Origin of the sequence: Paenibacillus sp. Aloe-11 (assembly GCF_000245715.1) — a bacterium.
Classification (GTDB): Bacteria; Bacillota; Bacilli; order Paenibacillales; family Paenibacillaceae; genus Paenibacillus; species Paenibacillus kribbensis.
On record NZ_JH601067.1, the window covers coordinates 31,718 to 45,927 of the forward strand.

General features: G+C 44.6%; 6 protein-coding genes and 5 pseudogenes. 9 read left to right on the top strand and 2 right to left on the bottom strand.

Features of this window, described 5'->3' with window-relative positions:
* Positions 1 to 109 precede the first annotated feature (109 nt).
* On the top strand, positions 110 to 1,153 hold the full coding sequence (locus tag WG8_RS21345; protein WP_007432335.1) for an NAD-dependent epimerase/dehydratase family protein: 1,044 nt from the start codon (positions 110 to 112) through the stop codon (positions 1,151 to 1,153).
* Positions 1,154 to 1,270: 117 nt separating this feature from the next.
* Positions 1,271 to 2,023: pseudogene (locus WG8_RS21350) on the top strand (aldo/keto reductase); the annotation flags it as partial.
* Between the two features lie 497 nt (positions 2,024 to 2,520).
* Here WG8_RS21350 and WG8_RS21355 read toward each other — a convergent pair.
* Entirely contained in the window at positions 2,521 to 3,018 is a 498-nt protein-coding gene (locus WG8_RS21355) for a recombinase family protein (protein ID WP_442950082.1), read from the bottom strand.
* A gap of 207 nt (positions 3,019 to 3,225) precedes the next feature.
* On the opposite strand from WG8_RS21355, the gene WG8_RS21360 reads away from it, so the two are divergent.
* Positions 3,226 to 3,810 carry a TetR/AcrR family transcriptional regulator gene (locus tag WG8_RS21360; RefSeq protein ID WP_007432338.1) on the top strand — a complete coding sequence of 195 codons (585 nt, stop codon included), beginning with the start codon at positions 3,226 to 3,228 and terminating at the stop codon, positions 3,808 to 3,810.
* Between the two features lie 220 nt (positions 3,811 to 4,030).
* The gene (locus tag WG8_RS21365) at positions 4,031 to 5,071 is read left to right on the top strand and encodes an NADH:flavin oxidoreductase (RefSeq protein ID WP_007432339.1); all 1,041 of its coding nucleotides are present in this window, start codon (positions 4,031 to 4,033) and stop codon (positions 5,069 to 5,071) included.
* A gap of 771 nt (positions 5,072 to 5,842) precedes the next feature.
* On the opposite strand, the gene WG8_RS21370 is transcribed toward WG8_RS21365, so the two are convergent.
* A complete protein-coding gene (locus WG8_RS21370; RefSeq protein WP_007432340.1) occupies positions 5,843 to 8,692 on the bottom strand; it encodes an alpha-amylase family glycosyl hydrolase in 2,850 nt (949 codons plus the stop codon).
* Positions 8,693 to 9,178: 486 nt separating this feature from the next.
* On the opposite strand from WG8_RS21370, the gene WG8_RS21375 reads away from it, so the two are divergent.
* The 5 genes and pseudogenes from WG8_RS21375 to WG8_RS28935 form a co-directional block, all read left to right on the top strand.
* A complete protein-coding gene (locus WG8_RS21375; protein ID WP_157136352.1) occupies positions 9,179 to 11,200 on the top strand; it encodes a starch-binding protein in 2,022 nt (673 codons plus the stop codon).
* A gap of 445 nt (positions 11,201 to 11,645) precedes the next feature.
* Positions 11,646 to 12,026 (top strand): annotated as a pseudogene (locus WG8_RS28925) (carbohydrate-binding protein); the annotation flags it as partial.
* A pseudogene (locus tag WG8_RS27230) lies at positions 12,012 to 13,307 on the top strand (carbohydrate-binding protein); the annotation flags it as partial. The pseudogenes WG8_RS28925 and WG8_RS27230, both read left to right, overlap by 15 nt.
* A 135-nt stretch (positions 13,308 to 13,442) precedes the next feature.
* Positions 13,443 to 13,736: pseudogene (locus tag WG8_RS27505) on the top strand (carbohydrate-binding protein); the annotation flags it as partial.
* Between the two features lie 112 nt (positions 13,737 to 13,848).
* A pseudogene (locus tag WG8_RS28935) lies at positions 13,849 to 14,210 on the top strand (arabinoxylan arabinofuranohydrolase); the annotation flags it as partial.

Sequence of the window (14,210 nt, forward strand, 5' to 3'; positions counted from 1 at the left end):
AACATAATTATCAGCAATATGAACTCTTTTGATTATTAAAATAAAGATGACATATATGTTATAGAAGTGACACCGGATTATTAAATTCATCATTAATGGAGGAATTGATATGGAGAAGAAACGTGCTGTAGTAATTGGTGCAACTGGACAAATTGGGAGAGCAGCGGTAGACATACTAGTGCGAGATGGTTGGGATGTCACAGCGGTTTCACGCAGTGGAGGGAAAGATGAAAACTGGCCCGATGAGGTAAAGATTGTGCGTGCTGATCGGAATAATGATGCAGAGTTTGCTGCCGCGATTGGCGACGGCTGTGACGTGGTAGTGGATGTAGTTGCTTACGGGGCTGCGCATGCGCGACAATTGACCGCTATGGCAGATCGTATTGGATCAGCAGTGGTACTCTCAACGACAGTAGTATATGAAGATGATAAAGGAAGGAACTTCGATACGGCAAGGGAACCAGGTGGCTTTCCCCATTTGCCAGTTCCGATTCATGAGAGCCAGCGCACAGTGCAGCCTGGAGAGACGACTTACTCTACGGGTAAGACAGCATTGGAGCAGGAACTCCTTGCGGCAGGCGACCGTCTACCAATCACAGTGTTGCGTGCAGGTGCGGTATATGGACCATATAGCTCTTTCCCTTACGAGTTATACTTCGTCAAACGTAACCTGGACGGGCGACGGAAGCGAGTACTTGATTTTGGTGGTGAGGGTCTGTTCCATCGTGTGAGCGTTCGTACTCTTGCAGAACTGATCCGGCTGGCGGCAAAGCAACCGGGTTCCAGAGTGCTCAATGCCTGTGATCCCGAGGTGCCAACCGTAGCTGAGATTGGAATGGCCATCGACGCCATCATGGATGTTAAAGCACCAGAGACTTTCTTAATTGATGGGCCATCGACGGAGCCATACGTGGGCAAGACCTCTTGGATGATTGAGCATCCGGTGATCTGCGATATGGTTGCTGCTGAAAAGGAATTAGGTTATCGCCCGGTGGAAAATTACGATAAAAGCTTGCAGGAGATGGTAGAGTGGTTAGTAGAACAATTAGCTGGACGCGACTGGAAGGAAGCCTTTCCACTATTGGCTCAAACGCATCCGCATCTTTTCGACTATGTAGCTGAAGATGCATGGTTTACTAAAGCGTTGAAATGACATCGCAACTTTAAATAGATGAAACTGTAATTGCTAGAATAATAATTTTTACTAATTGATAGTTTTCGAAAGAACTACGACTCCATTTTAATATAAAAATAGAAAGGGGTGAAACGTATGAAATACAGAAAATTAGGTAAAAGTGAGTTGGAAGTATCGGCTCTTGGATTTGGTTGCATGGGAATGTCGGAATTTTATAGCGGACGCGATGACAATGAATCGATTCGTACAATACACAGAGCGATTGAACTTGGCATAAATATGCTGGATACAGCAGATATGTACGGTCTTGGAAAAAATGAAGAACTTCTTGCAAAAGCATTGGAAGGGCGACGTAGTGAAGTGATCCTGTCCACCAAATTTGGTAATGTACGCAGTGAAGATGGTAAATTTCTGGGTTTAAACGGTCGGGCCGACTATGTAAAAGAAGCATGCGATGCCAGCCTTCATCGCTTGGGTACCGACTATATCGATTTGTACTACGTGCATCGGGTAGATCCTAATACTCCGATTGAAGAAACAGTTGGCGCAATGTCTGAATTGGTACGTGAGGGTAAAGTGCGATATATTGGATTATCTGAAGCGACCGAAGAAGAAATTCGACGCGCATAGGCGATACATCCGATTACAGCTTTGCAGTCGGAATACTCTCTTTGGTCTCGCGATGTAGAAGATGGTATTTTGGCGTTGTGTCGCGAACTTGAGATTGGTTTTGTTGCTTTTAGTCCATTGGGATACGGATTTCTAACAGGTCAAATTCAAAAACTAGAAGACTTGGCCGAAGATGATGTAAGACGACTCTCTCCTCGGTTCCAGGGAGATAATTTCAATAAAAATTTGGATCTTGTGCATCGTGTAAAAGAAATAGCAACATGCACTATTGTTCAAAATGATTGCGTTAGTTTCGATAGAAGGTATCAGACCATGATATGTGTTCTCAAAATTTTAGTTTATAAGGAAAAGGGTACCTGTATAAAAAGGCACCCTTTTCCTTATAATTTTGAAAATAGTGGAAGTTACTAGCTCTTTTTATTTTTTTCATTCAATTTCGATTTTCTTTCTTAATCATATGCAGATGAACGGATATCGCAGGGTTATACATCGAAGATATTTGTAATTAAAGACAAGGAATTACCGACAGTACCTGAAGGTCTCAATAAAAGGACTAATTGTTCATCCTCAGCTTGCATAAAGGGGAAAATTCAGCCATTAAATTATGCATAGATATAGAAATGAGGGCATGCACATGAGCATAACTTTGATCCATAGAAAGCAATATCTACTATTAGTTTGAATTTTGTGAGTATGTTTTCGAATATTAAAACAAAGTATATAGATAATCGTACAGATCATATTTCATTTAGGATTCAGTTTGTTGTATTTTTTACATACGGAGACGAAAGGATATGCAGTTGTATATGTGGAATATACCTTGTCCAATGTCCAGTGACACAAAGTTTCACCCTTTTGAGGAGTTTGTAACATTTAGAAATGACTTCTTTCGTCCTCAGTACACGCCACGCTGCTTGGCCAATGCAATTCCCTCTCGCCGACGTTCGCGAATCAAGGCACCGCTTGAACTCTGCAAAAGCCCCCACCACCGAAAGCATAAGGTTGGCCATAGGTGAATCTTCACCAGTAAAGGTTAAATTCTCTTTAACAAACTCGATCTGAACGTTCCGTTTGGTCAGGTCTTGGACGATTTTCCGAAGGTCATCCAAGTTGCGGGCGAGACGATCCATATTATGTATCACCACTAGATCTCCTTCACGAACAAACGCGAGTAACGCTTCTAATTGCGGTCTTTGCGTATCTTTACTAGATGCTTTGTCTGTCAATATCCGATCTATCTGAACTTGTTCCAATTGTCGTTCTGGATTCTACTCGATGCTTTACCCGGACATAACCAATGCGTTGACCCTGCAGTAGAGCGTGGTGAACAACGTTCGAACTATGCTCACTCAGATAATGGCTAACGCTAAGATTGGCGGGACGGGCAGCTTTGCTGCGAAGGTGCTTGATTATTGACTTCGTGGTCAAGATTAGATATGATGATCCCATGAGGTGATTTCATGAGCAGACCAAGAGAATTTGATGTCGATCGTGCACTACACCAATCCATGGAAGTGTTCTGGACGAAAGGCTTTAAGTCGACCTCGTTTGAGGATTTGACCCAAACGACGCGGGTCAAGAAACAAAGTTTGTACGGCGTTTTTGATGACAAGCGATCATTGTTTTTGAAGGCGTTGGCATTGTATCGCAAGCAGAGTGTAGCGGTGCTGGAAGAACTGGTCTCCCAGGACGACATGTCTCCCATAAAGAAGCTAGACGCTATACGAGGTATTGCGCTAGGTCAATGCCACGAAACAATTCGCAGAGGATGCCTCATGGTGAATTCAGCACTGGAATTCGGTACCGACGACAAGGAGGTAAAACGCGAAGTAGAGATGATGTTTGCCGAAGTCGAACAATTACTTGAGAAGATAATCTGTAGCGGTCAGGAGCAGCAGTTGATTACAACCCGCTATACCAGCAAAGAGCTTGCTGCTTATCTAAACAATGCTCTTCAAGGCGCGAAAATGATGGAGAAGTCTGGTGCATCCTGGGAGTGGATCGATATGGTCTTATATACGTCTTTTGCGATGATCGTGCCCTAATCCTTTTTTTTACGAAATTTTTGACTATGTGGTCAATAAAAGATCTATAAGGTAAAGAATTGATGATAAAAATGAAAGGAGGTGGTTCTTTGGGATTATATAATTATGTGTTGAGTAAAAATACGAATTCAAGATGCTGATTGTAACACTTTTAACGCAACCGCTAGTCTGTTGCACAAAAATATCCAGATATTTTAAATAAATTAATTTGGAGGTCGTTATGAATAATACTCGATCTGTTCAGGCCCTGTTCAAACCATTCGCAATCGGGAATATGACTCTATCTAATCGTATCGTGATGGCGCCGATGACCCGACAATTTTCCCCAGATGGGGTACCGAGTTTAGACATGGCTTCCTATTACCGTCGCAGAGCTGAGAACGGTGTTGGTCTTATAGTCACTGAGGGTACAGTCATCAATCACCCGGATTCGTCAAGTCAAGACAACGTACCACACATCTATGGTGAGGCTGCTTTAGAGGGTTGGGCAAACGTAGTGGCTGCGGTACACGAGGCAGGCGGACGGATCATACCGCAGATTTGGCATATGGGGACACGAGGCAATGTCGGCGATTATTCGGAATTGGAAATCGCCGCAATCATCCAATCCTTCGCACAGGCAGCATTTGAAGCCAAGCGGCTTGGCTTTGACGGCATCGAGCTTCACGGTGCGCACCAATTTTTGATAGATCAATTCTTCTGGGAGAAAACCAACCCGCGTACCGATCGCTTTGGCGGCGACATGGTTGCGCGTACCCGCTTTGCAGTAGAGGTCATCGAAGCTTGTCGCCGTGCCGTCGGACGGGATTTCCCAATTGTATTGCGTTTCTCGCAATGGAAGGGGGATGACTATACGGCGAAATTGGCTGAAACACCGACACAGCTGGGACAGTTCCTGGCGCCATTGGTCGATGCGGGCGTCGATATGTTCCATTGCTCCACTCGCCGTTTCTGGGAGCCCGAATTTGAAGGCTCCGATCTGAATCTTGCCGGATGGACGAAAAAGCTGACAGGGAAACCAACGATTACAGTTGGATCGGTAGGTCTTGATGGCGAATTTATGAGTCTTTTAACCGAAGGAAAGGGAGCGGGTAATACCAAGATCGACGGGTTAATCGAGAGGCTGGAACGTGAAGAATTCGATCTGGTAGCCGTAGGCCGGGCATTATTGGCTGATCCTGCTTGGGCAAAGAAAATCCGAGACGGCCGAACAGACGAATTGATCCCTATTACAGCTGAGGCATTGAAAACACTTCATTAAGTTTCCGCTTGATTAGCAAAAACGGGATACAATTTTGAACTAACGGGGACGTTAGTTGAACTTCGCTTGCTATTACGAGAACCGGATTCCCTTTAAGGGCCCGGTTTTTTCATGCAACGCATTGCTTAGCGTACGATTTTTTCCGTTTCGTGAGGTGACGGCATTAAGCAAGGAATTTTGTCTAGTTGGGAGTACGGCCAACAACTAGATAATAAAGATCGAATACAAGAAGGGCGTTCCGGAATGAGCCGGGAGCGTCCTTTTTTCGTTCCCTGTTCAAACTAGGGATGGTTTAAAACAGCCTCAATCTGGTAGAAAGAAACTGGTTCCAGATCGGTGAGCAATGCAGGGGGGATGAACACGCAACGGAATGGACGAGAGAGCAGGGTAACCGTGGTCACGCTTAACCTATAGTCAAAACAATTTGATAAGCAAAATAATGACTGCAAAAATACCGACTACAATTAGCAAGTTTACTGCATTACGTAAAGAGCCGAAGTTTTCTTCGGCTCTTTTCTAAAATATACAGTTGCTTTATTGCAAGAAGCGATGACCCGTTAATACTTGATGGTTGTTGGTCATTAAATATATGGAGGAATGTACGCACATAGAAGCTGCCGTTGGGGCATCTTGGTTCACTCCCATCCGTTAAAAATTTAGTTCAGAGCAATATCTGGATTCTCTCTTGAATCTATTTTTTAATTGGAATCAACCTTAGCACGGTGCAATACCGAACTGAGGTTGATTCAGTTAACTATGACATACTGCCGTTTACTTCAGATAGGTTCCCGTTTCTCCAATTCCACCTCTGCCATTCAATACATAAACCCTTGCATTTCCTTTGCCGGAGCATGTCAGGGTAATCTTGCCATCAGTAACGGTTTTGGAATCACCAGTCACCGCATCCACATAGGTTCCGTTCGGAATGCCGGTAAACGTGGCGTTTCCCGAAATCGTGACCAATGCAAAGCTGTCAATGCCTTTGGCGCTGTCGGTATATCTTCTCTTAAACGCCAGATCGCCCGACACATTCTCTGTGGAATACTGACCTTTTTGCAAGGCGGGAACAGCTCTTCTGATTAAATTAAGCTGTCTGATATGTTTCGCCAGAGGATGGTTGAGCGATTCCGCAAGTGTTCCGGTAGCATTTGTGTATTTACCGTAATCTTGTACCGTAACATTGCCCTCTATGTGATCGCCGTAATAAGCCCGTCCCGTTTTGCTTAGCGGTGCGTTTGGACCCGGATCGATGACAGCCCCCTTTTGAAATTCGATTTCGGAACCATAGAAAATAGCGGGTATTCCGCGGAAGGTGAACATCAGATCGAGATTTTCAGCCCAAGTATCCTGTGTACCCGCGAATCTTTGATTTTCTGGAGCCTGGTCAGGCGCATAGTCATGTGAGTCGACATAGGTTACATTCCACGTAGCATCATTATAGTATTGGTCGCCACTTCTCATATTGAATGCTTCATGCGCGGTCTTGAATGCCCAATGCATTGGGAAATCAATCACATCCATACCCGATTTCATCGAATAGTCAGGCTTATGATAGGTATTTCCATTTAAGAAAGCATTGTTCGAGGTTGGCTGTCCTGCTGTAGTAGAAGAGTTGTCCGCCCACTCTTGTTCAACCGACATTTTATTGGAGGCATAGTCATTTTTTCCATCGCCCGGATACGATTTTGAGCTTTTCCAAGTATAGAATGGCGTCGAGATCGCTGGAATTCCACTGTTCCAGACATCTCTGTAACGAGTAGCTACTTCTCCAAAAATATAGAAATCCGAGCCGCCTCTTGTCTTCCAGGCAGGAATATAGTATTTATTGAAAATATACCGGCTCACATGCTTCACCGTATCGACACGAAAAGCATCAACACCCATGTCAATATAGTGATTGTAGGTATCAATTAAATATTTGTTAACTGCAGGATTTTCTGTGTTCAGGTCCACACAATCTCCCGCTATCTGTCCGGTTTGAACCGTATAGGATTCCCAAGAAAGACTTTTCTCTGTATGGTAAATGTTATTATTCGTTCCCTCGTTCTTCATTAAATCGAGCCTTGCCTGATATTGCTGATCAGGCGTCAAAGTATCATAGTTTGACGGCAGCTTATCTGTAGTTTTCACCAAGTTGTTAGCAGTATCCGGTTTAGCCGGATCTTTCTTAAACATGGGGTACAGGTTCTCTTCACCAAAATTACCGGTATGATTGACGACGATGTCCTGAATAACCTTCAGCCCTTTGGCATGGGCCGCATTGATCAAATCCTGATAAGAAGCCCCCGCCGACTCATATCTAGGGTCTACTTTGGAAAAATTTATTGCATGGTAACCATGATAATCATAACCGCTGGCATTTTGCACAACAGGTGTAATCCAGATGGCGCTGAACCCGAGGGCTTTGATATAGTCGAGCTTTTGAATCAGCCCCTTAAAGTCCCCTCTCCAAGCCGGGTCTGAATCCGGATTACGCGCCTTGGCATCATCCCATGCGTGCATGTTGTTGCTCGGATCACCGTCATAGAACCGGGAAGTGATCACGAAGTAAATAGTGTCTTCCCGAAAGTCACCTTTATTTCCAATATTATAAACAAAGCTCTGTTTGGTTTGATTGCCAGCGCCGTCTATAACGAGAAATTTTAATGTCGTGGTCTTGGAGATAAGGATGGACGGACCGGTCAATCCGGCCAGAGCATTGCCAAGGACATAGACTTTTGAACTTATGGTTGGTTCCGTACCATCTTCCGTATAGTATGCCTTGGTCGTTGCCGCCTTGTTATCTTTGATAGTGAAGGATACAGTCACCGAGGAATCGGAATGCCCGGCAGGTAAATTCGCTGTGATTGTGGGAGCTTGTAGATCTGCATTCAGGTCAATCACATAAGCGAAAGAGGATGCATTTCCAGTTTGACCAATTGAGTTGACACCTAAAGCCTTAATGGTCAAAGAGGACGCAACTTGAATTGGAGAGGTATACAAGGTCGAGGATGTCGTAGGTGTCGAACCGTCTAGCGTATAGTAAATCTTATCGTCACTGTTGGTGCTGGACAGCGTCACCGTTTGGGACGAATCGTATGTTTTGGGTACAGGAGAGGCAGAAATCGCTGGAATTTTAGGCATTTCCGGGTTAGCATCATACCATGTGTTATCTGTGTAATACCAGCCCTCTTTCACACTGCGGGACAAGTCGGCCGTCTGTTTGCCGCTGCCGTCATTAAAGATGAGACTTGAGCCCATAGCCCCGGTAATGGTGTAACTGTACCAGTCGTTTCCATCCGACGTCATCAGAATTCCCGGCCACGCCCCGCTAATTGGAACAGTTGCCGGATTCAGATTCCAGTAATGGATTCGAATCGCTGAATTCCAGCTTGAAGGTTTCTTAAAGTGAACCGTTAACCCAGTTTGAGTTGAATTAAGTGTTGTGGTAGATGCATACGTTGCGGTAACGGTAGACGTGATCGAAGCGGTGGTCGATGGAAGAGCAGTCGCTGTGGAATTCGTGTAGGTGGCTGTATAATTGTTGTTGCTCGAAGCTACGCCGGGTAAACCGAAGAAGTTGAAGCAAAGCGATACAATCATCAACCAAGAAATAAAACTCCCCGTTTTTTTTCTTAGCAAGTTAACAACCTCCTGATAATTTTAGTGGGTTAGATCATGCAATCGGTTGCATTGAAAGTAAAAAAAGAAAGGCATTTATTTTGATGAAATGGATTCATTGATCGCCTCCTCCGTTGTATATTTGGAAAATAATCATTGTACACGCTTACAAAATAAACTATGAGAACAGCCCATTCACACAGGCTCTATACCAATGATTTTTCCTTTTATGATTATATCAACCATACTTTTACTGGTCAATGTATTGCTGGGGACATATTTCAAACCCTAAGATAGCCTGTTCATAATTGAAGCCAATGTCCGAAAAGCTTATAAATTTATCTTTAATATAAGTGTTGACAAGTTGTTAAATAAATGAAATCATGTCATTGAGTGCAAACGATTGCCTATTTTGAAAGCGTATACAGTTTGTTTTGCCCTCTTTTATTTACTCCTAATCTCTTATGAGAGGTTGGTTGTAAAATAATATTAAAAGGAGTGTTTAGCATGAGGAGGAAGACAAGCCCCGTTTTGAGACGTACCTGGAGTATTGTTCTTTTTGTCGTATTGTTGTTACAAACGATTGGGTTTACTCCCGAAGCACAGGCGAATGCTGATGTTCAGCAGTTAGGCGGTTCAGACGCGAAGCTAACAACTGCCACAAACTACGAACTTCCGGAAAGGACGAAGGATGGTCTTATTTTTCATGCATGGAACTGGTCTTTTGACAACATCACCAGGAACCTTCCTGAACTGGCTCAGGCGGGATTTAAAGCGGTGCAAACTTCACCAATCCAAGCCAACAAGGAAGGGTTGACAGAAGGCAGCAAGTGGTGGATTTTGTACCAGCCCATCAACTTTAATATCGGTAACTCTCAATTGGGAAGCAGGGAGGATTTCAGACAGCTTTGCCAGGAAGCGCATAAATACGGCATAAGTGTTATCGTTGATGTTGTCGCCAATCATACGGGGAATGCGGGCGGTGGAAATCAGCAGTATCAGCCAGCGCATAATGTTGATCCGGTGATCAAGAATAACCGCTATTTCTGGCATGAGGCCAGAGGCGTGGAAAACTGGAATGACCGTTGGCAAGTCACGCAGTGGGGAATTGGTCTGCCCGACCTCAACACGTCTAATCAGGAATTGCAAGATATTATTATCGGCTTCCTGAATGACGCCATTTCCTTAGGCGCCGATGGCTTCAGATTCGACGCCGCTAAGCATATTGAGCTGCCTAACGATCCGGGGGGCTCCAACTTCTGGCCCCGGGTACTGGGCTCGTTGAACAATAAAGACAGACTGTTTAATTACGGGGAAGTGCTTCAAGGCGGGGCTGACAACTTTGCCGGCTATGCCAATTACCTCAGTTTGAGCGCCTCCAGCTACGGGGACAGTGTCAGAGGCGCTGTTGGTTATCACGGTAGTATCAATGTTGATGCGGCCAAATCTTTTAACGCTAATAATGTAAGCCCTTCCAAATTAGTTACCTGGGTGGAATCGCATGACACTTATGCAAACGACAACAGCGAATCAACGGGGTTGAACGATTGGCAGATCAAAATGGGCTGGGCAATTATCGCCTCCCGGGCGGAGACGACCTCTCTGTTCTTCAACAGACCGGCAGGAAGTGGAAAATTTGCGAACCGACTCGGCGACGCGGGGAATACGCTCTGGAAGGACCCGGACATCGTTGTCGTTAACAAGTTCCACAATGCCATGGTAGGTCAAGACGAATACCTTAGGACGCAAGGGAATCAAATTATGCAGGTTGAACGCGGAACCAAAGGTATGACGATTGTAAATCTTGGAGGCAATGCTCAAATCAACACCCCTACCAGACTGGAGGACGGCGTTTACCAGAACAAGGCCAGCGGCGGTGGATCATTTACGGTATCGAACGGCAGAATTACCGGTCATCTGGACGAAGGCAGGATCGCCGTACTGTATAATGCGGCGCAGCAAACTCCAACAGTATCCGTCGATCCTGAGGAAGGCGCTTTCTTTACAGATTCAGTTACCGTGAGAATGAACTATTCCAATGCAAATTCGGCAACCTACACTTTGAACGGGGGGCCAGCAACTCCGTTCAAATCAGGGGATATGGTCAGCATTGGCGCTGGGACTCCAATCGGATCAACGTTTGTTCTGAAGATTGTCGCCGCGAATTTGTCCGGTCAAACCGAGAAGACTTTTAGGTATACGAAGGAGGAACCGAGCTCGGGCATAACCGTTCATTTCTACAAGCCTTCTGGCTGGGGAGCACCGAACATCTACTACTACGATGATTCTGTGACTCCGCTCAAGGAAGGCTCAGCTTGGCCGGGCGTGGCCATGCAGGACGAAGGTAACGGCTGGTATGTATATAGGGCCCCAGGCTGGACGCAGGCGAAGGTCATATTCAACTCAAACGGAAATCAGGTGCCCGGATCGCAAATGCCTGGATATGATGTAAGTGGCGAGAAATGGATCAAGGAGGGACGGATTACTTCGCAAGATCCCCATGGGATAACCGACAGTTACGATCGATAAACCGGAAGAAGCATTCCACTGAGATAGTCTGGAGATCATGCTCAATTACAGTGATGCCGACAATGATACTCACATTCTGAACGGTGGTCTTTTTCTTCCGGACATAAACTGACGATAGGCACAGGCGATCCGTCTGTGCCTGCTATACGCTGGAAGTGACATCAAATATTAGGGAACGAAAACTTACTTCGGTAAATTTTTCACATATACACAAAATAATGAGGAGATTGCGAAAGAAACAAACAGTTCTATCGACCCTATTCTGGTATTTAGGAAGTACATTACAATTATCGACAGTAAATAATTTGTTGTGTTGTATTATAAATCTAAAATTTGAAATGCGAAAGAGAGTGATCTGGACAAATTACCGATATAACAACAAGTGAAAACCACATTTGAATTACAAATGTATGGAAAGTTATTATTTTGTTGAGGAGAGATGGAAATGAAATCCCATGTAAAAAAGTCAATCTGCTCATTGTTAGCATTGGCAACTGCGTTGCCGATTATGTTAACAGTGCCAGCGCCCGTTCAGGTGTCAGCGGCAAGCGATGTAACCGTTGATTTATCAGCCGAAAAGCAAGTCATTCGCGGTTTTGGAGGCATGAACCATTCCGGTTGGGCTGGAGATTTGACACCAGCTCAAAGAGAAACCGCTTTTGGCAATGGCAATAATCAGTTGGGGCTTACTGTTCTAAGAATTCCTATTGACGAAAATAAAAATAATTGGAAAAGGGAAGTAGCAACAGCAAAAAAGGCGATTGAAAACGGCGCAATCGTTTTTGCTACGCCTTGGAATCCTCCAAGCGACATGGTTGAGACCTTCACGCTCGGAACAAACTCAGGTACAGGCACTACATATGAAGCGGAAACAGGTACCACACTCACCAATGCAAAAGAGGAGCGTACGAATTCGGGCTACACCGGTACCGGGTATGTCAAGTTTCAAAATACAACCAACTCTGCTGTCCAATTCAATACAATCCCCATCGGCAGTACAGGAACGAAAAATGTGAAAATTCGCTATGCCCTGCCAAATGGAACAAGCAAGCTGGACGTCTATGTGAACGGGGCGAAAGCACAGAGCAATGTTCCTTTTGAAGCCACTGGCAGTTGGAGCACTTGGGGCGAAAAATCAATCCAGGTATCGATGGCTAATGGAACCAGCACGTTGAAACTGGTCACGACAGGGACAGAAGCCCCGATTATTGATAACATCAATATTACTGCTTATGTTGAGTCCCAAACGGCAAAACGCCTCAGATACGATAAGTATGATGCTTATGCCAAGTATTTGAATGAATTCGACTCCTTTATGAAAAACAATGGTGTAAATCTATATGCTATTTCTGTTCAAAACGAGCCGGATTATGCCCATGACTGGACATGGTGGTCTGCCGATGAAATACTTCACTTTATGAAAGAAAATGCCGGCTCCATCAACAACCGAGTCATGGCACCTGAATCATTTTCTTATGTCAAAGCAATGTCAGACAAGATTTTGAATGATCCACAGGCCCTTGCAAATATGGATATTCTGGGAGCACATACTTATGGTACGAGATTCAGCGATTTCTCTTATCCGCTGTTCAAGCAAAAAGGAGCTGGCAAAGAGCTCTGGATGACAGAAGTCTACTATCCGAACAGTGAAGCCAACTCGGCAGATCGCTGGCCTGAGGCACTGGATGTCTCCTATCACATTCACAATGCGATGGTAGAGGGAGACTTCCAGGCATACGTATGGTGGTACATCCGCAGACAATACAGCCCGATGAATGAAGACGGTACAATCAGCAAACGCGGTTATAATATGGCTCACTTCTCGAAATTTGTTCGTCCTGGATATGTAAGAGTAGATGCAACAAAGAACCCTGCTGCCAACATTTACACTTCTGCCTATAAAGGTGACAACAAGGTCGTCATTGTGGCAATCAACAAAAGTGCTTCCCCAGTAAGCCAAAACTTTACACTGAAAAACGGAACAACATCCACAGTCTCCTCCTGGGTAACAGATCGAACCAGAAATCTGGCAGCCGGACCAAAAATAAATGTGGCAGGCAGTTCCTTTACGGCTCAGCTTCCTGCGCAAAGTGTAACTACTTTTGTAGCTGAATTAGGCAAAAATAGCAACATCGTCAATACCAATGTCGGTACCACTTACGAAGCTGAGAAGGATACCACCTTGGTTAACTCCGTAGTAGAGAGCACTTACTCGGAAAATAACAATATTCAATTTGTTAATTTTAACACCATATCCGATGCATCCATTCAGTGGAACAGCATTAACTGTGCTTTTGCAGGCTCCAAAAATGTGAAATTCAGATATGCGCTGGATAAAGGTACACGATACCTGGATGTGTATGTGAATGGAGCAAAAGTAATGAGCGATGCGCCTTTCGAAGCCACTGGTAGTTGGGGAACCTGGGGTGAAACTACAGTCCAACTACCATTCAAGAGTGAAGTAAATACCTTAAAAGTAGTAACTACGGGTACAGAAGGCCCCAATATTGATAAAATCACTGTATCAGCCCAATAACCTAATATAAGCAAAAGCTATAGAGAATGAACTGTACCCTGTTAGTCAGACACGACGAAGAAACTATGTCTACTTGGCAGGGTACTTTCATTGGTTTAAGGAGGAGAAAACGATGTGGAAGAAATGTAGTTTGTTTTTATTCGTTCTAGCACTTGTCTGGAGTTGCATTTCAGAAATACCTGCGTCTGCCGACAGCCCTACAATTGCCAAGCATATAGGAAATTCTAACCCACTTATAGACCATCATTTAGGGGCGGATCCCTTTGCACTGACTTATAACGGAAGAGTTTATATCTACATGTCCAGTGATAGCTATGAATACAATAGTGACGGAACGATTAAAGATAATTCATTCGCTAATTTGAAGAGTGTTTTCGTTATATCTTCAGCGGATATGGTGAACTGGACAGACCATGGGGCCATTCCCGTTGCAGGTGTCAATGGCGCCAATGGCGGTCAGGGGATTGCGAAATG

Bases quoted from the DNA above. Each gene is read 5' to 3' on its own strand.
- WG8_RS21345 (WP_007432335.1), top strand. From the start codon at position 110: ATGGAGAAGAAACGTGCTGTAGTAATTGGTGCAACTGGACAAATTGGG.
- WG8_RS21360 (WP_007432338.1), top strand. From the start codon at position 3,226: ATGAGCAGACCAAGAGAATTTGATGTCGATCGTGCACTACACCAATCC.
- WG8_RS21375 (WP_157136352.1), top strand. From the start codon at position 9,179: ATGAGGAGGAAGACAAGCCCCGTTTTGAGACGTACCTGGAGTATTGTT.
- WG8_RS21365 (WP_007432339.1), top strand. From the start codon at position 4,031: ATGAATAATACTCGATCTGTTCAGGCCCTGTTCAAACCATTCGCAATC.